This window comes from Aurantimonas sp. A3-2-R12 (assembly GCF_036016755.1).
Lineage (GTDB): Bacteria > Pseudomonadota > Alphaproteobacteria > Rhizobiales > Rhizobiaceae > Aurantimonas > Aurantimonas coralicida_A.
In genome coordinates, this window is sequence record NZ_JAYXIH010000005.1 from 114,214 (window position 1) to 132,991 (window position 18,778).

General features: G+C 62.3%; 20 protein-coding genes and 2 tRNA genes. 9 read left to right on the forward strand and 13 right to left on the reverse strand.

Going from position 1 to position 18,778, the window contains the following annotated elements; translation table 11 throughout:
* The first annotated feature begins 250 nt into the window (after positions 1 to 250).
* Positions 251 to 324: transfer RNA gene (locus tag VSX60_RS04425), tRNA-Cys, on the forward strand.
* A 74-nt stretch (positions 325 to 398) separates the two neighbouring features.
* On the opposite strand, the gene VSX60_RS04430 is transcribed toward VSX60_RS04425, so the two are convergent.
* Entirely contained in the window at positions 399 to 725 is a 327-nt protein-coding gene (locus tag VSX60_RS04430) for a hypothetical protein (protein ID WP_327622938.1), read from the reverse strand.
* 122 nt (positions 726 to 847) lie between these two features.
* Positions 848 to 1,186 (reverse strand): hypothetical protein, encoded by a 339-nt coding sequence (locus VSX60_RS04435; protein ID WP_327622939.1) that lies wholly within the window; start codon positions 1,184 to 1,186, stop codon positions 848 to 850.
* 176 nt (positions 1,187 to 1,362) lie between these two features.
* On the opposite strand from VSX60_RS04435, the gene VSX60_RS04440 reads away from it, so the two are divergent.
* Together VSX60_RS04440 and VSX60_RS04445 are read left to right on the forward strand one after the other, a co-directional pair.
* Positions 1,363 to 1,438 (forward strand) — tRNA-Asn (locus VSX60_RS04440).
* Positions 1,439 to 1,589: 151 nt separating this feature from the next.
* Positions 1,590 to 3,050: a cryptochrome/photolyase family protein gene (locus VSX60_RS04445; protein WP_327622940.1), complete on the forward strand. Its 1,461-nt coding sequence runs from the start codon at positions 1,590 to 1,592 to the stop codon at positions 3,048 to 3,050.
* A 126-nt stretch (positions 3,051 to 3,176) separates the two neighbouring features.
* Here the strand turns inward: VSX60_RS04445 and VSX60_RS04450 are convergent, their stop codons facing one another.
* The 8 genes from VSX60_RS04450 to VSX60_RS04485 form a co-directional block, all read right to left on the reverse strand.
* On the reverse strand, positions 3,177 to 3,347 hold the full coding sequence (locus VSX60_RS04450) for a hypothetical protein (RefSeq protein WP_327622941.1): 171 nt from the start codon (positions 3,345 to 3,347) through the stop codon (positions 3,177 to 3,179).
* Complete coding sequence (locus tag VSX60_RS04455) at positions 3,344 to 4,696, reverse strand: amidase (RefSeq protein WP_327622942.1); 1,353 nt, start codon at positions 4,694 to 4,696, stop codon at positions 3,344 to 3,346. The genes VSX60_RS04450 and VSX60_RS04455 overlap by 4 nt, the downstream gene beginning before the upstream one ends.
* Positions 4,686 to 6,104 carry a TRAP transporter large permease gene (locus tag VSX60_RS04460; RefSeq protein WP_327622943.1) on the reverse strand — a complete coding sequence of 473 codons (1,419 nt, stop codon included), beginning with the start codon at positions 6,102 to 6,104 and terminating at the stop codon, positions 4,686 to 4,688. The genes VSX60_RS04455 and VSX60_RS04460 overlap by 11 nt, the downstream gene beginning before the upstream one ends.
* The gene (locus VSX60_RS04465) at positions 6,101 to 6,685 is read right to left on the reverse strand and encodes a TRAP transporter small permease subunit (RefSeq protein WP_253964511.1); all 585 of its coding nucleotides are present in this window, start codon (positions 6,683 to 6,685) and stop codon (positions 6,101 to 6,103) included. Before VSX60_RS04465 ends, VSX60_RS04460 begins: the two co-directional genes overlap by 4 nt.
* 74 nt (positions 6,686 to 6,759) lie before the next feature.
* Positions 6,760 to 7,890, reverse strand: a complete 1,131-nt coding sequence (locus VSX60_RS04470) for a TRAP transporter substrate-binding protein (RefSeq protein ID WP_442873054.1) — start codon at positions 7,888 to 7,890, stop codon at positions 6,760 to 6,762.
* Positions 7,891 to 8,501: 611 nt separating this feature from the next.
* Positions 8,502 to 8,630, reverse strand: a complete 129-nt coding sequence (locus VSX60_RS04475) for a hypothetical protein (RefSeq protein ID WP_327622944.1) — start codon at positions 8,628 to 8,630, stop codon at positions 8,502 to 8,504.
* Positions 8,631 to 8,719: 89 nt separating this feature from the next.
* Positions 8,720 to 9,019 (reverse strand): hypothetical protein, encoded by a 300-nt coding sequence (locus VSX60_RS04480; RefSeq protein WP_327622945.1) that lies wholly within the window; start codon positions 9,017 to 9,019, stop codon positions 8,720 to 8,722.
* Between the two features lie 160 nt (positions 9,020 to 9,179).
* Complete coding sequence (locus VSX60_RS04485) at positions 9,180 to 9,731, reverse strand: DUF7282 domain-containing protein (RefSeq protein ID WP_327622946.1); 552 nt, start codon at positions 9,729 to 9,731, stop codon at positions 9,180 to 9,182.
* 242 nt (positions 9,732 to 9,973) lie between these two features.
* Here VSX60_RS04485 and VSX60_RS04490 point away from each other — a divergent pair, with 242 nt between their 5' ends.
* The 3 genes from VSX60_RS04490 to VSX60_RS04500 all read left to right on the forward strand — a co-directional run bounded on the left by VSX60_RS04490 (position 9,974) and on the right by VSX60_RS04500 (position 11,759).
* On the forward strand, positions 9,974 to 10,402 hold the full coding sequence (locus VSX60_RS04490) for a GlcG/HbpS family heme-binding protein (protein ID WP_327622947.1): 429 nt from the start codon (positions 9,974 to 9,976) through the stop codon (positions 10,400 to 10,402).
* Positions 10,403 to 10,603: 201 nt separating this feature from the next.
* Positions 10,604 to 11,224, forward strand: coding sequence for a peptide-methionine (S)-S-oxide reductase MsrA (gene msrA / locus VSX60_RS04495; RefSeq protein ID WP_442873051.1), 621 nt, complete (start codon positions 10,604 to 10,606; stop codon positions 11,222 to 11,224).
* Positions 11,225 to 11,300: 76 nt separating this feature from the next.
* Positions 11,301 to 11,759, forward strand: coding sequence for a DUF302 domain-containing protein (locus VSX60_RS04500; RefSeq protein ID WP_327622948.1), 459 nt, complete (start codon positions 11,301 to 11,303; stop codon positions 11,757 to 11,759).
* Here VSX60_RS04500 and VSX60_RS04505 read toward each other — a convergent pair.
* Positions 11,675 to 12,448, reverse strand: coding sequence for an SDR family oxidoreductase (locus VSX60_RS04505; protein WP_327622949.1), 774 nt, complete (start codon positions 12,446 to 12,448; stop codon positions 11,675 to 11,677). The genes VSX60_RS04500 and VSX60_RS04505 overlap by 85 nt on opposite strands.
* Positions 12,449 to 12,708: 260 nt before the next feature.
* On the opposite strand from VSX60_RS04505, the gene dps reads away from it, so the two are divergent.
* Entirely contained in the window at positions 12,709 to 13,209 is a 501-nt protein-coding gene (gene dps / locus VSX60_RS04510; protein WP_327622950.1) for a DNA starvation/stationary phase protection protein Dps, read from the forward strand.
* An 85-nt stretch (positions 13,210 to 13,294) separates the two neighbouring features.
* Here dps and fsa read toward each other — a convergent pair whose 3' ends face one another.
* Positions 13,295 to 13,948: a fructose-6-phosphate aldolase gene (gene fsa / locus VSX60_RS04515; protein ID WP_327622951.1), complete on the reverse strand. Its 654-nt coding sequence runs from the start codon at positions 13,946 to 13,948 to the stop codon at positions 13,295 to 13,297.
* Between the two features lie 594 nt (positions 13,949 to 14,542).
* Here fsa and VSX60_RS04520 point away from each other — a divergent pair.
* Together VSX60_RS04520 and VSX60_RS04525 are read left to right on the forward strand one after the other, a co-directional pair.
* Positions 14,543 to 15,538: a hypothetical protein gene (locus VSX60_RS04520; protein ID WP_327622952.1), complete on the forward strand. Its 996-nt coding sequence runs from the start codon at positions 14,543 to 14,545 to the stop codon at positions 15,536 to 15,538.
* Positions 15,539 to 15,549: 11 nt separating this feature from the next.
* Positions 15,550 to 16,593, forward strand: a complete 1,044-nt coding sequence (locus tag VSX60_RS04525; RefSeq protein ID WP_327622953.1) for a hypothetical protein — start codon at positions 15,550 to 15,552, stop codon at positions 16,591 to 16,593.
* A gap of 421 nt (positions 16,594 to 17,014) precedes the next feature.
* Here the strand turns inward: VSX60_RS04525 and VSX60_RS04530 are convergent, their stop codons facing one another.
* Positions 17,015 to 18,721, reverse strand: coding sequence for a SulP family inorganic anion transporter (locus tag VSX60_RS04530; protein ID WP_327622954.1), 1,707 nt, complete (start codon positions 18,719 to 18,721; stop codon positions 17,015 to 17,017).
* Positions 18,722 to 18,778 lie beyond the last annotated feature (57 nt).

An 18,778-nucleotide genomic window follows, 5' to 3' on the forward strand; every position in this document is an offset into this window, starting at 1 on the left:
ATTGACTAGGCGTGCGCCCAATCCCGACGGTTGGCAAGCCAAGAGACAAAGGATCTGGTGCCGGTGTGCGATACGACGGCGGCCTGCGCGTGATACGATGGCGCTGGATGGGGGGTCTGTGACATCACGCGCACACCGGAGCCGAAGTATCGCGACCGCTCGGTCAGCATGGCGCTTGGGTCAGATTTCCCGAATGGGCATTTCCGGCCTTGCGGAAATCCAACGGAATCCGTAGGTACGGCGCCGGTGAGGCCTCGTGGCGGAGTGGTTACGCAGAGGACTGCAAATCCTTGTACGGGGGTTCGATTCCCTCCGAGGCCTCCATTCCTCTCCCTGATGTATAACGGACTACTCTCGGCTTTGGCCGACGCGCGCCGACGACAAACCGGTGACGCGTCCTATTCTGCCGGAAAGAAGCGAGGGCCGACGATGCGAATGCCGCTGGCGGTCCGGCGGATTTCCTGCTGCGGTTGCGCCGCCTGGGTGATATCGGGCCGCGGCATGGGAACCGGGATCGAAGCCGTCTCGCCAGGCTGTCTCGGAGCGATCTGAAGCGACGCCATTTCGACCGGCGCCTCGAACTGATCCGAGCCAACCACATCCTGAGCGTAAGCGGGAAGGGTCAGCGAGCCGAAGGTAAGGGCCAAGATCGTCATTCCGGTCTTCGTAAACATGTGCGCCACCTGCAATGTGTTTTCTTTTGGGCACAAGGCCTGGCGCGACATTCTGGTTCCCCGCCTTCACAATTATTATGAATCGAACGGTAACGCGGAGCATCGGTGCGTGGCCGCTCTCCGGCGAGGTTTGCGGATACGACGCTCCTTATAGGGTCGTCGCGACGAATGCTCTATGATGGCTGGTTCGTGGGCGGTTCGCGCGTTGGCTTGCCGGCTCGGCTCGCGTCGCGGGGCGAGCGGGCGCGTCCCCACTTCACCGTTGACCGGCGGCGCCAGCGGCGCACGACGATCAGATCGACCGACAGGACGAGGAGCCCCAACGGGATCATCCAGAAGCCGAGAATCGGCAGGAAACCCAGAAGGCCGCCGGCGACAAGGCCGCTTCCCAGGGCTATCCGCCATCCGCGGTTCGCCGGCAGCGGAAGTCTGCGACCGAATATCTCGATCCCTCGGCCCGCCGGTTTGCGTTCGCCATCCCTTTCGTTGTGCTGCGTCTCTTGATCACTCATCCTGCCGCCATGATTTACCGATAGCCGTTGGCCCGGCCCTTGAAATGGGAATGCGGCCGGCCGGAACAAAGCCGTTTTTGCCATTCGCGCCGCGATCGGGGATTTTTCCTCAACTCGCGGCTTGGCAAGAGTGTCATCGTTTTGCTATAGGCACGCCAACGCGTCTGACGCGTCATTCCCCGATAGCTCAGTTGGTAGAGCGTTCGACTGTTAATCGAATTGTCGCAGGTTCGAGCCCTGCTCGGGGAGCCAGTTTTCAAGAAGGTCGCCGGTGCCGCACCGGCGACCTTCTTTTTTTCGGCGTCGTCTGATCCGCCGGCCCCCCTGCGATTTCGTCGCACCCGCCTCGCCGCAGAGCCATGGAGCGCCAGCTATCTGCCATCGGCAACGATGGGACGCCTGCATGGACGACAACAGCTCGAAAGCCCACAGCGATCCGATCGTCGTCTGGATGCGCGACGATCTGCGCCTCGACGACAATCCGGCGCTCGCCGCGGCGGCCGACACCGGTCGGCCCGTGGTGCCGCTCTATGTGCTCGACGAGACATCGGACGGCATCCGCGCGCTCGGTGGCGCTCACCAATGGTGGCTGCATCACAGCCTGGACGCTTTCGCCCGCAGCCTGCGCGGCAAGGGCTCCCAGCTGACGCTCCGGCGCGGCGCGGCAAAGGGTGAGCTCCTCGACATCATCGCGGCCGTCGGCGCCACAGCGCTTTATTTCAACCGACGTTCCGATCCGGCCGGGCGCGCTGTCGATGACAGGATCGCGGAGGCTTTGGGCGCGGCGTTCGATGTCCGCCGCTTCACCGCCAACATCCTGCACGAGCCGGACGAGGTCCAGACGACCACCGGCGGCTATTACAAGGTCTATACGCCGTTCTGGAAGAAGCTCTCGGCATCCGAGCCACGCGATCCGATCGACGCGCCGGCCGGTTTCAAGCAACCGGAGGATTTTCCGCGATCGGACAATCTCGCCGACTGGGCGCTTCTGCCGACGAAGCCAGACTGGTCGGGGGACATCGCCGAGGCATGGACGCCCGGCGAGAAAGCCGCGCTGGAACGCCTGGAGACGTTCTGCAACGATGATCTCGCCGGCTATCATGAAGCGCGCGACAATCCCTCCGCGGATCGCACATCCGGTCTGTCGCCGCATCTTCGCTGGGGCGAAATCTCGCCCTACCGAATCTGGCACACGGTCCAGACCTATGCGTCACGCCGCCAATCGATCCCGGACGATGCGATCCGCACGTTCAAGAAGGAGTTGGTCTGGCGCGACTTCAATGCCCACCTGCTCCATCACTGCGACAACCTCACCACGACGAACATCAACAAGCGCTTCGATGCGTTCCCGTGGCGACGTTCGGACGCGGATCTACGGGCATGGCAACGGGGCCTGACGGGCTACCCCATCGTCGATGCCGGCATGCGCCAGCTCTGGCAGACGGGGTGGATGCACAACCGGGTGCGGATGATCGTCGGTTCGTTCCTGACCAAGGACCTCTTGCTCGACTGGCGCGACGGCGAGCGCTGGTTCTGGGATACGCTGGTCGACGGCGATGCGGCCTCGAACCCCGCGCAATGGCAGTGGGTGGCCGGCTCCGGCGCCGACGCGCAGCCGTTCTTCCGCGTCTTCAATCCCGTCACCCAGAGCGAGAAATTCGATCCCGCCGGCACCTATATCCGCCGGTTCGCGCCGGAACTCGCCGAACTGCCGGACAAGGCGATCCACGCGCCTTGGAACGCGTCCGACGAAACCCTCGCAAAGGCGGGAGTCCGGCTCGGAGAAACCTATCCGAGGCCGATCGTAGACCACGGCCGGGCACGCGAGCGCGCGCTGGCGGCCTATGGCGAGATACGCGCGTAATTCGCCGATCCCGACGAGACGCGAGCGGAGCACGGCAGGTTCCTGCACCGGGTCAGCCCGGTGCGATCTCGTAGAGGTTACTCCGGGAATAAGGCCGTCTTCCGTCGGTGCTTCAAGCCCCGTGCTTCAGTCGCGCGCAGGCGTCTTGTGCCAGAACAGGTCGTAGGCGCAAAGCAGGATGGTCACCAAAAGCACCACACCCAGGTCGACGCGGGGAACGTAGAGGATCAGCACCCCCAGGAAGACGACGAGCATCGCGAAGGCCACAACGCTCATCAAACGTTCGGTCAGGGTCATTCGGGCGTTCCTCCTTTGAGTATCGTCTGTTCCAGCCAACGCGCCGCGCGCAACAAACGTGCATCTTCTCCCAGGCGTCCAACCAGTTGAACGCCCATGGGCAGGCCGTTCTCCGACTCCAACAGCGGCAGCGTGATCGTCGGCAGCCCGGCGAATGTCCAAAGACGATTGAAAACCGGTGAGCCGACATTGTCGAGCCCTTCGGGCGCCGGTCCCGGCGCCGCAGGCGTCAGGATCGCGTCGCATCGGTCCAGGATCGCCATGATCCCGGCTCTGTAGACGCTCTGCCAGTCCTTCGCCGCGAGATAGTCGCGTGCCAGGATGGCCCCGCCGCGCTCCAATGTCTCGCGCAATGGCGCACTGAGGAGCGCGCCGTGACGCTGACCGTAGCCGACGAGGCTGCGAGCCATTTCAGCCTCCAGGACGCGCTCGAAATGGATCTCGCATTCGGCGAAGATGGCCGGCAGTTCGGCCTCGAAGCAGCGCTCGGCGAGATGCTCGGCCAACTCGCCGAGCGCGCCCTGCATATCGGCGCTCGCCTGATCCCAGAAGGGCGTACGCACCAAGGCGAAGGTCGGCTTGACCGGCGGCGCGGAGCGCGCCGCGTCGAGAAGACGTGGATGCGGCGCATACGATGTCGCGGGATCGGTGGCATCATATCCAAACAGCGCCTCGGCGAGCATCGCCGCGCCCTCGACATCAGCGGCGAATACGCCGGGCGTATCGAGACTGGGAGCAAGGGCTAGCGTGCCGCGTCGCGCTATCGAGCCGAAGCTCGGCTTGTAACCGACCGAACCGCAATAGGCGGCCGGGCCGATGACCGATCCGCTACCCTCGACGCCGACCGCGAGCGGCACCATGCCCGCACCGACGGCCGCCGCCGAGCCGGACGAGGCGACGCCCGGCGAGTGCGCCGGGTTGACCGGGTTGCGCGTCCTCGGCGGCTGGCGATAGCCTAGCTCGGCCGTTTCCGTCTTGCCGATCAGCAAGGCGCCTGCCGCGCGCAGCCGCTCCGTGATGGCTGCGTCGGCATCGGGCACGCGCTGCGCGTCGGCAGGCGTGCCATTGCTGGTGGGGATGCGGGCCGTGTCGATCGTGTCCGCGACGGCCACAGGCACGCCATGGAGCGGCCCTAGCGCGCGCCCCCTGCCCCGCCATTCGTCGAGGATCCTTGCCTGCCGGCGCACGAACTCGGCGTCGAACCACGCAAAAGCGCCCACCGCCTCCTCGCGCTCCGCGATCCGCATGAGCGACGCCTCCGCCAGATCGGATGCACGTAGCGCCCCGCTTGCCAGACGGCTTGCGAGTTCAGCAACCGGCAGCGCGAGCAGCCTTGGATCAATTGCCATAAATGGCGTCCGGCAGATAAAAGACGATCTGCGGGAAGATGTAGACGACCGCCATCGACAGGAAGACCATGAAGAGGAACGGCATGATGCCGGCGAAGATTTGCGTCAACTTCACCTCCGGCGGGGCGATCCCCTTCAGGTAATAGGCGCTCATCGCCATCGGAGGTGTGAGGAACGACGTCTGGAGGTTCAGCGCCACCAGAATGCCGAAGAAGAGCGGATCGATCCCGAACATTTCCAGCAGCGGCAGGAAAATCGGTACGAAGATGATGATGATCTCCGACCATTCCAGCGGCCAGCCGAGCAGGAAGATGATCAACTGCGCCAACAGCAGGAACTCCAGCGGCGACAGATCCAACCCACGGACGAATTCCGAAATGACCGTCTCACCGCCAAGATAGGAAAAGACCGAGGAGAAGGTGTAGGAGCCGACGAAGAGCCAGCACACCATCGCGGTGGTCCGGACCGTGAGATAGACCGACTCCCGCAGTCTCTGAAAGGTCAGGGCGCGGTAGGAAACGGCAAGCAGCAAGCCGCCGAGCGCACCGATGGCCGCGGCTTCCGTCGGGGTGGCAAGCCCGAACAGGATCGAGCCGAGGACGGAGAGAATCAGGACGGCCAGCGGCAGGAAGGACGTCGCGATCATGACGATCAGCCGCAGGGCCGGAACGTGGGGAACTTCCTCGTCGGTTGGTTTCGGCGCCACCGAGGGCTGCACGATGGACCGGCCAACGACGTAGACGAGGTAGAGACCGACCAACAGGAAGCCGGGGAGCAACGCACCGGCATAGAGCCGGACGATCGAGGTGCCGGAGGCCGCCGCGTAGACGATCAGCATGATCGAGGGCGGGATCAGGATGCCGAGCGTTCCGCCGGCGCAGATGATGCCCGCGGCGAACGACGTGTCGTAGCGCGCCTTCAACATGGCCGGCAGCGCCAGCAGTCCCATCAACGTCACAACTGCGCCAACAATGCCGGTGGCCGTGGCAAACAGGGCGCAGGTGATCAGGGCGGCAACGCCGAGCGAGCCGGGAACATTCTTGGAGGCGATGTTCAGGGTGGTGAAGAGCCTCTCGACGATATTGGCCCGCTCGACGACATAGCCCATGAAGAGGAATAGCGGGACTGCGGTCAGAACCTCGTTGCTCATCACCGTGTAGGTCTGGTTGATGAAGAGGTCGAAGATGCGGTTGTTGAAAAACCCGTCGACCCAGAGACTGAAGCTGTCCCATGTGCCCGCGAAATCATCGAGACGATTGAAGCTGCGCCACATGCGGTCGGCGTCGAAATAAGCGTAGTAACCGAAGCCGATACCCATCGCCATCAGGGTGAAGGCGATCGGAAATCCGAGGAAGACAAGGAAGATGAACAGCCCCAGCATCGTGAGGGCGAGTTGGGGATCGGTCATGGATGGGCGTCGCTTTCGGCGGCAGTGGCTTTGTTCAGGATCGCGTCCTCGGTCTCCTGGACGTCCTCATGGGCGCGCATCCAATATCCGGTGCGAATGCACTGGATACAGCGGAAGATCTCGGCGATGCCCTGAATGAAGAGGAGGATACCGGCCGCGACCATGACCGCTTTGAACTGGAAGATCGGGATGCCGGCCGGGCTGTTCACACTGACCTCGCCGTAACCGACGGAGCGGGCCGCGTATTTCCAGCCGGTGACGATCAGCGCCGTGACCCCGGGAAAAAAGAAAATGAGATAGAGGACGAGGTCGACGGTCGCCTGCGTCTTCGGCTGCCAGAGCCGATAAAGGAAGTCGCCGCGGACATGGCCGCCGCGTGACAGCGTATAGGCTCCGCCCATCATGAACAGCGTTCCGTACATGATGAAGGAAACGTCGAACGCCCAGGGCGTCGGATCGTTCAGGACGTAGCGCACGAACACTTCGTAGCTGGTGCCGAACGTCATCAAGATGATCAGCCAGGCGAATGCCTTGCCGAAGGCTGCCGACAGTGAGTCGGCAAAGCGGATGAAAGCGACCATGGATTCCCGATCCGATTACAGAAAGGCCCGGCGGAAACCGACCGCCGGGCATTGGATTGTTCTGTGTCGGGGTATCAGCTCGGCAGTTTGCCGGGGAAGAAGTGCTCGTAGGCCAAGCGGTAGTCCGGCGCGTTCAGGAGCTCGTAATAGGTCACCCGTTCGACCCAGGCGCGCTGACTGTCGAGCACCTTCTTGATGAAGGGATCGGCCTCCAGATCAACGATCATGGTGCTCCAGGCTTCCAGTTCCGCCTGCAGGATTTCCTGCGGCGTCTGGCGCACGGTCACACCGCTCTCGTCCTGCAACTTCTGCAGATCGGAGGAATAATTGTCGAGCGCATAAGCCGTGTTGGCTGTCGATGCCGCCTCGACGCTATATTCCATAATCGCCCGCAGATCCTCGTCGAGATCGTCCATGAAGTCCTTGTTGAACAGGAATTCGAAGGCCTCACTCGCCTGATGGTAAGAACCGAGATAGTAGTTCTTTGCCACGTCCTGCGCGCCGAACCGCATGTCGGACGACGGATTGTTGAACTCGAACGCGTCGATCACGCCACGCTCCATCGCCGGCACGATCTCGCCGCCCGGAAGCTGCGCGACGCTCATTCCCATGGACTGCATCAGATCGGCGGCAAGACCGACGGTCCGGTACTTGAAGCCCTTGATATCGGCGACGCTATTCACCGGCTCCTTGAACCAACCAAACGGCTGGGCCGGCATTGGGAAGCCGAGCAGGCCGACGACGTTGAGTCCCATCGTGTCCTGGGTCAGCTCGCGATAAAGCTCGCGCCCGCCACCCTGATAGAACCACGACAGCATGGTGGTCGGATTGCCGCCGAACACCGGTCCGGTGCCGAACAGCGAAGCCGCCTTGTTCTTGCCGTACCAGTAAGCCGACACCGAATGCGCCGCGTCCAGCACGCCGTCATTGACCGCGTCCATCACCTGGAACGCCGCGACGACGGCGCCGGCGGGGAGAAGATCGATCTTGATCCGGCCGCCGGACATCGACTCGACGCGGTCGACATACTGCTTGGCCATGTCCATCCAGATGTCGGATGCCGGCCAGGACGTCTGCATCTTCACGACCAGCGGCGACTGGGCCAGTACGGCCGGCGTCGCGAGCGCGGTCGCCGCGGCTGCCGCTCCACCACCGATCACGCTCTTCTTCAGAAACGAGCGGCGGTTGACGGCCTTGGATTGAATATCTGTCACGTAATTCCTCCCTTAAAATTCGCGCCCGGTCTTGCGGAACCTTGGTTCACACACAAGCCGATGCATTGTGGCGAACCGATCCGTCCCGGCGGCCTCGGCTACTATCATGGACGCACCCCTGGTTGGCAAGGAGCGGCAGGGCGATCCGGATACGACTAAAGCCTCATGCCGTGCACCTATTTGGCCCATATCAGCCCCGAATAGGATTCATTGCGGTCACAATCAGGGCAACGTCACCAAGTTGGGGGATGAGGCGAGTTGAAGCTCACTCCGGTCGTCGTCCAGCGGTTTTGACGGCGGGCGGCGTGAGCGTCTTCGCGATATCGGCAGGGCGCATCGATAGCGATCCCCTGCCCCCGCAGCATGTCACCGCCGCCGCATCGAAGCCGTTATCGATGCGTTGCCTCATTTGCACCATGCAGCATCTTGCCCGCAATCGTTTCCGCTTGAATTGCCGGGTGGCGTTGATCGTCGCCCGCCCTCGGCGCGCGGCGGAAAGTCCGACTTGACCGCCCTATTTTGCAAAGCATGCGGAGCCCACTTGGCAACTGACCAACCGCGCGATAGTGGCGTCGCCAAGCTTACCGCGTGTGGAGTCCCGTCTAGCGCGGTACCGCGCCGTCCATCAGTTCGGCTTGGCGGCTCCAGCTGGCGCTCTTCACGCCGTCCGGGGTCTGGGCGCAGGCACTGAAGGTCAAAGCGAGGAGAAGAACGGCGGGGAGGATTTTCATCGGGCAGGCCTTTTTGCGTTGGCGGAGGCATCCTCCGCTGCCAAGCGGGCGATTGCGTGGTGACACCGCGCAAGCCGGATGGCGGGCGATCACTCGGGCTCCTGTCCCGGCACCAGGCCGCCCGACGGCGTCGAAGCGATGATCGAGGAAGTGACGCCGCCGATCAGCGGCAGGCCGGATGCCTTGCCGTAGGCGCTGCCGACGCCGTAGAGCCAGGGCACGCCACTGTTGCGGGTGCGCAGAACCATGCGCCCGTCCGGCAGACGCACCGGCACGGCGACGCGCTTCTCGCGGTTCGACAGGGCGACGCCGACGGTCTGCTGCGCCAGGACCGGCGCGGCGGGGAGCGCGAGCAGCGCGGCGAGAATGGCAGCGGTAAAGCGGGGCATAGCGATCTCCTTGATGGAATGGAGTCTCTTCGCGATAAACGCCTCGAACACGGGAAATGGTTCCGCCGTTGCGTCTTGGCGCCGGCCCTGCAATGGGCACGAAAAAAGCCGCCCCGCGCGAGGCGGGACGGCTTGTCGTCATTTGCTGGCGGGGACCGGCTTAGTTCGGCGTCTGGCCGGGGACCACGCCACCGGACGGGGTGGTAACTTCGTCGGTCTTGGCGCCCGGCTCGCCGCTCGTCGCGGTGCTGGCGCCGGACATGTTCGAATCCATCGCGCCGTCGGCCTTCATGCCGCCGTCCATCATCATCGTCGCCATGAACGGCATCACGACGGGCTTGCCTTCCATCATCGTCGGGGTGTCGACGTCGGTCGCGCCGTCGCCGAAATCATAGGTGTCGTTGCCGTTGGTCTCGTCGTGCAGCATCGCCATGTAGGCGCCGTCGGCGGCCAGTTCGACGTCCGTCTCGACCGTCACCGACTCGTTGTGACCGGGCTTGAGGGCGACGTGGCCGATCGAGCCCGGAACCACCGGCGCGCCGTCCTTGACCTCGTGAATGACCAGATAGCCGCCATTGTCGGCGCCGACGCTGGCGAAGGTGATGGCCTTGCCCTCGACCTTGACGTTGGCGGTGTCGATCATGTTGTCGGCAAAGGCGGTCGTTCCGAGCGCGAGAAGCGTGGCGGCAGTCGTCATCAGAAGCTTGTTCATGGGGAGTCCTCCAAATTCGGGGATGGATCGCGAAGAAGCGTCGGCTGTGCGAAGCGTTCGCGATTCCAGCTAACAACGGGCCGTTCGGCGGGAGGTTGCGTCGAAACCCGCCGATCAAGTGGATGTGAGGGAAGTTCTGACAGCGGCGGGAATGTGCCCGGCGGCGGCTTTGTGCCGCCAGCCGGATCGGTTAAAGGCGGTGCCACATCAATACCCGCCAACCTCATACAACAAGGACGACCATGACCATCACCCTCGACAAGGCCCGCATTATCATCGCCGAGGCGCTCAAAACCGGTGCCGCGAACGGCTGCAAGCCACTGACCGTCGCCGTTCTCGATGCCGGCGGCGCGCTGGTCGCGCTGGAGCGCTCGGACGGGTCGTCGCGGATGCGCCCGGACATCGCCATCGGCAAGGCCAATGGCGCCATCGCGCTCGGCATCGGTTCGCGGGCGATCTTCAAGCGGGCCGAGGAGCAGCCCTCTTTCGTCCAGGCGATGAACGCTCTCGCCAAGGGCTCGCTGGTGCCGGTGCCGGGCGGCGTGCTGGTCAAGGGCCAGGGCGGCGCGATCCTCGGCGCTGTCGGCATCACCGGCGATACCTCGGACAATGACGAGATCGCCGCCATCGCCGGCATCGAGGCCGCCGGCTTCCAGGCCGACGGGGGCTAGGGGCCCCCGCCAGCGAGAGCGTCAGCCCGAAGCTTAAGGGCGGGGCAGACAACCGGGTCCCCGTTAGCGCCGAGCCTCGCGAGAAGCTGAGGTCGGGGCCGGTAACATCCCGCTTCACCGAAGCTTGTGTTGATCGGGCGCGCGTCGCCAGTCTTGATGGCGCGACGCATGCCCGTTCGGCAGAAGACTGAGGAGATGACGATGCGACGCAACCCATTCGCCCTGGCCACGCTGGCCGCTGGCGCGCTGATGGCGCTGACGCTGTCGCCCGGCCCGGTCGCGGCCCAGACGAGTGCGACGGCGATCTTCGCCGGCGGCTGCTTCTGGTGCGTGGAGAGCGACTTCGACCATGTGCAGGGCGTGCTCGACACGACGTCGGGCTATATCGGCGGAACCAACCAGAACCCGACCTATCAGAACCATCCCGGTCACGTCGAAGCGGTGAAGATCACCTACGACCCCGCCAAGGTGTCCTACGACCAGCTGCTCACGGTGTTCTGGCACTCGGTCGATCCGACCGACGCCGGCGGCCAGTTCTGCGATCGCGGCCATTCCTATACCACCGCGATCTTCGCCACCGACGCCGCCCAGGTCGAGACCGCGAAGGCGTCGAAGGCCGCGGTGAAACAGGACCTCGGCACAGTCGTGACGCCGATCAACACCGCCCCGACCTTCTGGCCGGCGGAGGGCTACCACCAGGATTACTACAAGAAGAACCCGCTGAAATATAAATACTACCGCTTCTCCTGCGGCCGCGACGCCACGATCCGCAAGGTCTGGGGTGACAAGGCCTTCGAGGGCATCAAGGATTCGATGAGCTGAGAGACGGCAGGGGCGGTGCGGAGGGAACCCGCCGCCCCGCCGACAGTTGGACTCGAAACCTCACACGGGAGAGATCATGACTTTCAAAGCCCTGGCGCCGCTGTTCGGCGCCGCCCTCATCCTGGCTCCTACCCTCGCCCATGCCGAGGACGACTGGGTCACCAAGCAATCGCCCAAATCCGTCGCCGATACGGTCGCGGCGCTGACGGCGGCGATCGAAAAGGCCGGCGCCAAGGTGGCCCTGACCCTCGACCATCAGGCCAACGCGAAATCCGCCGGGCTGGAGCTGCCGGCGACGACGGTGGTGATCTTCGGCAGCCCGAAGCTCGGCACGCCGCTGATGCAAAAGAACCGCCGGATCGGGCTCGACCTGCCGCAGAAGATGCTGGTCTGGGACGAAGACGGCCAGACCATGGTCGGCTATCTCGAGGCGGAGGAACTCGCCGAGCGCTACGACATCGACGACGATGCCGACGCGGTGGGTGCGATGGAAAAGGCGCTGGACAAGCTGTCGGACGCGGCAATCGCCAAGTAGCGCCGCCCACCCTCAACGATTGAGCGGCTCGATCCAGATTCTCGCCCGGCCATGACGTTGTCCGGCTGCGACAGCGCATAGAGCACCGCCCCGGCAATATCGTCCGGGGTCAGTGCGTTCGGCTTGGGCTCGTCGAAGAATGGCGTGTCGACCATGCCGGGCTCGATCAGCGTCACCTTGACGCCCTTCTCGCGCATTTCCTCACGCAGATTGTAGCCATAGCCGGTCACCGCCCATTTGGTGGCGCCGTAGACCGAGCCGGGCAGCACCTTGCGTCCGGCCACCGAACCGGTCAGCAGATATTGCCCTTTGGCCGCGACGACCGCGTCGTGGGTCGCCTTCACCGTGAACATCAGGCCGAGGACGTTGGTCAGCACCATTTCGCGCCAGTTCTCGACGTCGCCGCCCGCGGTGCCGGTGCCCTTGGCGCCGAGCCCGGCATTGGCGAAGACCGCGTCGAGCGAGCCGAAGCGGTCGAGAACGGCGGCGACCATCGCCTGCTGGGCAGCGAAATCCTGGACGTCGCAGGCGAGCGCGAGCGACTTATCCTCGCCGAGTTCCGCCACCAGGCCGTCGAGCTTGTCCTTGGAGCGGGCGGCGAGCGCCACGCGGTAGCCGGCCTTGACGGCGCGGCGGGCGGTGGCCGCGCCGATGCCGGTCGAGGAGCCGGTGATGAGCATGGTCTTCATGGAAATCTCCTTGATCGCAATTCAGGCGGGCGCCGGTACCGGGCGCGATCGCACTGGAACCGCCATGTGGATCGCAACCCCGTTCAGGAAAGCCCGGGCACCCCGCGCCGCGACGCGATGCCGTCCCGAATCGTCGCCGAAAACCCGTTTCGAACGGAACCGTTGGCCTTCAGGGCGATTATGCAGGCGACCGGTTTTGGCATCGGGGTTCGCCTACGCGGCCCGATGCGCCAACGCCACCCCACACGAAGGAGACGACCATGGCCAAGAACGGCAAAACCAAGCTGCATTCGACCAAGAACCCGCTGTCGGAGAACATCCGCGGATCGATGGTCCAGCTTCTGCAGAAGCATCTCGGCACGGCGGTGGACCTCACCTACCAGACCAAGCAGGCGCACTGGAACGTCAAGGGCATGAACTTCATCGCCGTGCACAAGCTGTTCGACGAGCTGCACGAGGTGACCGAGGCCTATGTCGACGACATCGCCGAGCGGCTGACCGGCATGGGCGGCCAGGCGCACGGTACGGTTCAGGCGGCGGTCGAGAATTCGGTGCTGGAGCCCTACCCGCTCGACCTGGTGAAATCGGAAGATCACCTGAAGCGACTCGCCGATTCCTACGCGCGCTGGAGCGACGAGGTGCAGAAGGGCATCGAGGAGGCCTCCGAGGCCGGCGACGCGCTGACCGAGGATCTATTGACCGAGGTCGGCCGCGGCCTCGACAAGTCGCTGTATTTCCTGGAGAGCCATTTTCAGGCGTAAGGCGTTCCCCGGCTCATATCCGGACAAGAAAAAAGGCGGCCCAGCGGGTCGCCTTTTTCGTTGCGGCTATTGGTCCGCCCCGCCCTCAGGCGATGGTCTGGCCGGTCTTCTTCCAATCGGAAAGGAAGGCCTCAAGGCCCTTGTCGGTCAAGGGATGCTTGACCAGACCCTTGAGTGTTGCCGGCGGCACGGTGGCAACGTCGGCGCCGAGCAGCGCCGCCTCGCGCACATGGTTCATGGTGCGCACCGAGGCCGCCAGGATCTCGGTATCGAAGCCGTAATTGTCGTAGATCCGGCGGATGTCGGCGATCAGCCCCATGCCGTCGATATTGATGTCGTCGAGTCGGCCGATGAAGGGCGAGATGAAGGTCGCCCCAGCCTTGGCGGCGAGCAGCGCCTGCACCGCCGAGAAGCACAGGGTGACGTTGACCAGGAAGCCCTCGCCGGTCAGCGCCTTGCAGGCCTTCAGGCCGGGCAGCGTCAGCGGCAGTTTGATGCAGACATTGTCGGCGATGGCGGCCAGAATCTTGCCCTCGCGAATCATGGCGTCGGTTTCGACGGCGGTAACCTCGGCCGAGACCGGGCCGTCGACGGCGGCGCAGATTTCGGCGACCACCTCTTTCATCGGCCGGTTCGCCTTCATGATCAGCGACGGGTTGGTGGTCACGCCGTCGAGGAGACCCGTGTCGGCAAGTTCCTTGATCTCGGCGATATCGGCGGTGTCGACGAAGAATTTCATGGCGCCCTCGTTGGGTTCGGTTCGCGATCTGCCGCGTCTTAGCAGGAATGGGCGGGCCGGGGCTATATGGGAAGGGCATGGACGCGGCCCAGAGCGTAGCCTTCTCCGCATACGGGATTGAAATGTGTATTGATGGCCGTTGGTAACATAGCGCCACCACGGAGATAGCGGATGAAATGGCCTTGGCGAATTGCGCATGACCGGCCAACACACCTCACGGCTCAGCACTTGCGATATAGACCGCGCAAAATTTTTGCTACTGAACTATCATCCTCACAATTTTCCGCTATGCAGGTTCATGATCGTCGGCCCCTATCGCACAGGTTCCGCTGCATATATGATGTCGATCAGGTGCCGCTCAAACATCCTCCCGCTTCTAAAATAAGTTAGTTGGTGCTACGCGGACATAATGGGCTTTGAGGGGCTTTTATGAATTGGCTTCACGACTCTCGCACTGAGTGTTTTTCTGTGCAAACGATAATGACGGTTGGTGATTACTTAAATTTAGTTAAGCCCGCTCATTCAGCACGTGGCGCTTTGAGCGGGCAGCGAGATACCTTAAAAACAACAACTGCCAAGCGTATACGAGACCGTATGGTTACCGACATCCGGCGCGGAGCCGTTTTACCGCCGGTTGTAATTGGGGCTGTAGTTGACCTGAAAACCTTCAACACCTATCCGAAAATTGATGCCGTTGCTCCGGGCGACATTCTTCCGGATGAAATCAGAGCCCAGCTCTCGATCATTGATGGTATGCAAAGAACGGCCGCATTGTCGGAAGCTAGCAATATCGATCCGACTGTACTGGCCAATGAAATGCGCGTTGAGTTTTGGCTTACAAAAACTGTCAGTACGATGGTCTATCGAATGCTGGTCCTAAACACGGGTCAGGTGCCATGGACGCTTGCACGCCAGTTATCGGTTGTTTTTGCACCGTTATTGAATGAGATTCAGGATAATGTCCCTGAGATTAACCGTATGTTTACGCCGGATAAACCCGGTCGCCGCGTAAATCCAGGTGAATTTAGCAGCGACTCCTTGGTTGAATTGTATATTTCTTTTTCATTGCGAAAAACGAATATTGATACAAGAGAAGCACTATCAGACGAATTTTCTCGACTAGACTTTGTGGACAACCTTACAGACAACGAATTTCAGAAGCAATATTATGAGTGCCTTTCAATTATGACTCGATTAGACGAAGCATTCTCGCGTTTCGATCGTGGCTCAAACGCTAGGTTTTCTAAGGGGCGCAATATATTCGATAGCCAACCGGCTCGGATCGGCTTCACGGTCGCGGTTGCACAAAACGTGCTTGGCCGCCCAGGAATGGATCGACCTCACGAGGAACGGCTGAAAAGGATGAAAAAGATAAGAGCCGATTCTCATAAACTTTTAAAGCGGCTCAAGGCGATGGGTACAGAGGAGATTGGAGATTTTCTAAGGCTCGACGTCCTTTCGGAAACGCTCGACAAACGCGTTGGTCAAGTCGGACGATATGAGCGAACCGCCTATTTTGACGGCTTCCAGGTGTTGATTGACGAAGGTTTCGAACTCTCAACGCTGGAGCCCTGCTGGCGCGCAAACTAATGTCTCGGCACTTGATCGACGCCAACACAGGCATTTTCTCGGCGTTGGATGACCATTGCGCTTCACGCGGCATCGCTCTGAAAAACGCTGGCAAGCCGCGCTGGATTGCGTCGATGCCAATGCACCGCAACTTCATGATAAACGCAGTCGTCGCTGAGTGCTTAACCTTCACCCCGAGCCGAAAGCTCGCAAGAGTAGATATTTCTTCAAAGACGTATCTGCTTACGATAGGGTTCGAACAGGCCGGAACTAGCTTATCAGCAGTGGAAATGGAAATAACCCCAGCGTTCCTCACCGTTGCGCTTTCCGACTTAACACCGCGCCCCAAAGCAACGCCTAGTGAAATTAGGGATATTGTTGAATGGTCAGATAAGAAGGCTGATTCGGCGTATACAGGCCATGATCACGATGCAATTGCCTCTCTCTATCCGACTTTACGCATTTTCGATATTAGCGGAACATCGACTGAAGAGACTTGGAACGTATTCTTTCAATCCTGCATAGATGAGTGCGAAATTGGCGCTTCTTGGATCGAGGGAAATTTGGCGGCAACTCTTCGTACACTTTGCGACCTCGAAAGCACAAGGATTCCGTATAGAGTTCTCTGCAGGTCCGTTTTCGACGGCGATAAGAGCAGTTTCTTTTTGGCTCAATACAGATGTCTTGAAGCACTCTATGCCTACTCAAGTGCTCACAGTCTCGGAAAACATCTCAGCATCAAATCCAGCTGGGGCGAGATCGCGACCGCTCTTGAGGACAAACTGGGGTGGCATCCTCGCGAGGAAGGAAGCTTGGAGCGAATTTTACGCTTTTCTTCGCCGTCGGACCTTCGCGAAGTCCTAAATGCGCTAGAAAAACCCATACCGTCCGATGACGAAACATTAGTTCGGCACTCAGCAAAAGCCATTTACTGGCTGAGGAATTCCTTCGTTCATTACCGCCCTGCCCAACAACTTGTGGATGTAGAGAGCTTCGCATGGGCTACCCTCAGCACTGCCATGACCGGCATTGTTTTAGATGTGTATGAAGCGGTCTTTTCCGGGCAAACTGCATAATCGCCGCCTGTCAGGAGCGAGCTTGCCGCGAGTTGAGAGCTGGCTCGATTTATCTGAAAGCTCTCGTCGGCTCGGTGGGTGGATCGGCTGCCGCGTTTACGCCGCTGCGAATAGTTACTGGTTGGGGTGTGCGTAATTCGGTGGTCTTCGGCCAAGGCTGAATTGCGAGCGTCTACCGCTAGAAGTCGACGTATCGGCCAATCGAAGCGGCTACCACCTTCTCTGCGGAGCCCGGTTTGCCCTCAAGACCGGCCAGCCCTTCGAAACGTTTTCCCTGCCGATCCTCGTGCCACTGTCGGCCGAGCGACCCTTTTCCTATGCCGTGCCGGAGGGGAAGGCGGTCGCGCCGGGCTCGATCGTGCAGATGCCGCTGGGGCGCGCCGGCCGGCCGGCGAAATCATCCGCTGCCGGGCCGACCGGATCACCCGCCGACCCGGTGAACCGTCGCCACGGCTTTGTCGATGGATGGCTCGTAGCTCACCAGCGGCGGCTTGATTCCGTGCAAGAAGAGATCCTTGCGGATCTCGTGCGAAGTGCCGGTCAGCACCACTTTCACCCCTCGCCGGGTGGCCTTGTGGGCCAGCCCCTCCAGCGTATTGGCCGCAGTGGAATCGAGAAAGGGAACCGCCGCGAAGTCGATGATCAAGGCGCGGTGCGTGTCGGCGATGCGGTCCAGCACCGAGCCGATCGAGGCCGCCGCACCGAAGAAGAACGCCCCCGAGATCCGGTAGACGACCACGTCGGGATCCATCGCCGCCATCTCGTCGTAAGGCAAGCGGCCGCCATTGGCATCATCGGCCCTGTCCTCGGCGACAAACGGTCCGTGCGTCGCGATCGAAGTGGTTTTCGACATGCGGTGAATGAACAGGACCGAACCGAGCGCGAAGCCGACGACGATCGCTTCCGTCAGATCGCGGAAGATCGTTAGCAGGAAGGTCGCCATTAGCACCGCGGCGTCGCCGCGCGAGGCCCGCAGCAGCGTCGCGAAGGCATGTTTTTCGATCATGTTCCAGGCCACGACGGCAAGAACCCCGGCGAGGCTGGCCAAAGGAATGTAGCTCGCGAGCGGCGCCGCAACCAGAACGAAGAGCAGAAGAAAGACGGCATGCAGCATGCCCGCGACAGGTCCGTGCGCGCCGGCGCGGACATTGGTGGCGGTGCGGGCGATCGTGCCGGTGACGCAAATGCCGCCGAAGAGGCCCGAGGCGACGTTGGCCACGCCTTGCGCGACCAATTCGCAGTTCGATCGATGGCGGCGACCGGTCATTCCGTCCGCGACGACAGCCGACAGCAAGGATTCGATGGAGCCGAGGAGCGTGAACGCCACGGCGCTCGGCAGCACGGCCTGGATTTTGGCGAACGTGAATTCCGGCAATGACGGCAGCGGCAAGGTGCTGGGAATGCCTCCGAAGGCGGTGCCGATCGTCGACACCGGAAGATGCAACAAACCGGTTGCGGCGGCGGCGGCGCCCACCGCGATCAACATCCCCGGCCAATGCGGGCGGGCGCGTTTCAGGCCGGTGATGACGACGATGGTTGCGGCGGACAGCGCGATCGCCGCAGCATTGACGCTCGGCAGACTGGCCCAGATGACGGGCAGTTTCTCCAGCAGCGGCCCGGGCTCGTCGCCCAGTGTGAGACCGAGAAGATCCTTGATCTGGCTGGCGAAGATGATCACGGCTATGCCGGCCGTGAAGCCGACGGTGACCGGATAGGGGATGAACTTGATATAGGTGCCAAACCGCAGCAAGCCCACCGCCATCAGCATCACGCCGGACAGGATCGTGGCCAGGAGCAAGCCGTCCATGCCATGCAGTTGGACCGTCGTGGCCACCAGCACGATGAACGCACCGGCGGGACCGCCGACCTGAAAGCGGCTGCCGCCGAGGGCCGAGACCAGAAAGCCGCCGATGATCGCCGTATAGAGCCCCTGCGCCGGCGTCGCGCCCGAGGCGATGGCGATCGCCATCGACAATGGCAGGGCGACGATCGCCACGGTCAGCCCGGCGACGACGTCCGATCGAAAGTGCGAGAGGCGATAGCCCTCGCGCAGGACGGTGATGAGTTTGGGCGTGAAGAGCTCGACAAAGCTCGGGTTGGACGTCGGGGTCCGAATTGAGGGTCTCATGTCCATGATGTCCGGCGGCCTTGCGATAAGGTGGCGGGATCGTCGGCATCAGTCGTC

Excerpts from the sequence above, each read along its gene's own strand:
- VSX60_RS04485 (WP_327622946.1), bottom strand. The coding sequence starts at position 9,731 with ATGAACAAGCTTCTGATGACGACTGCCGCCACGCTTCTCGCGCTCGGA.
- VSX60_RS04505 (WP_327622949.1), bottom strand. The coding sequence starts at position 12,448 with ATGAAGACCATGCTCATCACCGGCTCCTCGACCGGCATCGGCGCGGCC.
- VSX60_RS04435 (WP_327622939.1), bottom strand. The coding sequence starts at position 1,186 with ATGAGTGATCAAGAGACGCAGCACAACGAAAGGGATGGCGAACGCAAA.
- VSX60_RS04530 (WP_327622954.1), bottom strand. The coding sequence starts at position 18,721 with ATGAGACCCTCAATTCGGACCCCGACGTCCAACCCGAGCTTTGTCGAG.
- VSX60_RS04430 (WP_327622938.1), bottom strand. The coding sequence starts at position 725 with ATGTCGCGCCAGGCCTTGTGCCCAAAAGAAAACACATTGCAGGTGGCG.
- dps (WP_327622950.1), top strand. The coding sequence starts at position 12,709 with ATGGCCAAGAACGGCAAAACCAAGCTGCATTCGACCAAGAACCCGCTG.
- fsa (WP_327622951.1), bottom strand. The coding sequence starts at position 13,948 with ATGAAATTCTTCGTCGACACCGCCGATATCGCCGAGATCAAGGAACTT.
- VSX60_RS04450 (WP_327622941.1), bottom strand. The coding sequence starts at position 3,347 with ATGACCCTGACCGAACGTTTGATGAGCGTTGTGGCCTTCGCGATGCTC.
- VSX60_RS04465 (WP_253964511.1), bottom strand. The coding sequence starts at position 6,685 with ATGGTCGCTTTCATCCGCTTTGCCGACTCACTGTCGGCAGCCTTCGGC.
- VSX60_RS04520 (WP_327622952.1), top strand. The coding sequence starts at position 14,543 with ATGGTTACCGACATCCGGCGCGGAGCCGTTTTACCGCCGGTTGTAATT.
- VSX60_RS04490 (WP_327622947.1), top strand. The coding sequence starts at position 9,974 with ATGACCATCACCCTCGACAAGGCCCGCATTATCATCGCCGAGGCGCTC.
- VSX60_RS04445 (WP_327622940.1), top strand. The coding sequence starts at position 1,590 with ATGGACGACAACAGCTCGAAAGCCCACAGCGATCCGATCGTCGTCTGG.
- VSX60_RS04500 (WP_327622948.1), top strand. The coding sequence starts at position 11,301 with ATGACTTTCAAAGCCCTGGCGCCGCTGTTCGGCGCCGCCCTCATCCTG.
- VSX60_RS04480 (WP_327622945.1), bottom strand. The coding sequence starts at position 9,019 with ATGCCCCGCTTTACCGCTGCCATTCTCGCCGCGCTGCTCGCGCTCCCC.
- VSX60_RS04455 (WP_327622942.1), bottom strand. The coding sequence starts at position 4,696 with ATGGCAATTGATCCAAGGCTGCTCGCGCTGCCGGTTGCTGAACTCGCA.
- VSX60_RS04460 (WP_327622943.1), bottom strand. The coding sequence starts at position 6,104 with ATGACCGATCCCCAACTCGCCCTCACGATGCTGGGGCTGTTCATCTTC.
- msrA (WP_442873051.1), top strand. The coding sequence starts at position 10,604 with ATGCGACGCAACCCATTCGCCCTGGCCACGCTGGCCGCTGGCGCGCTG.
- VSX60_RS04475 (WP_327622944.1), bottom strand. The coding sequence starts at position 8,630 with ATGAAAATCCTCCCCGCCGTTCTTCTCCTCGCTTTGACCTTCAGTGCC.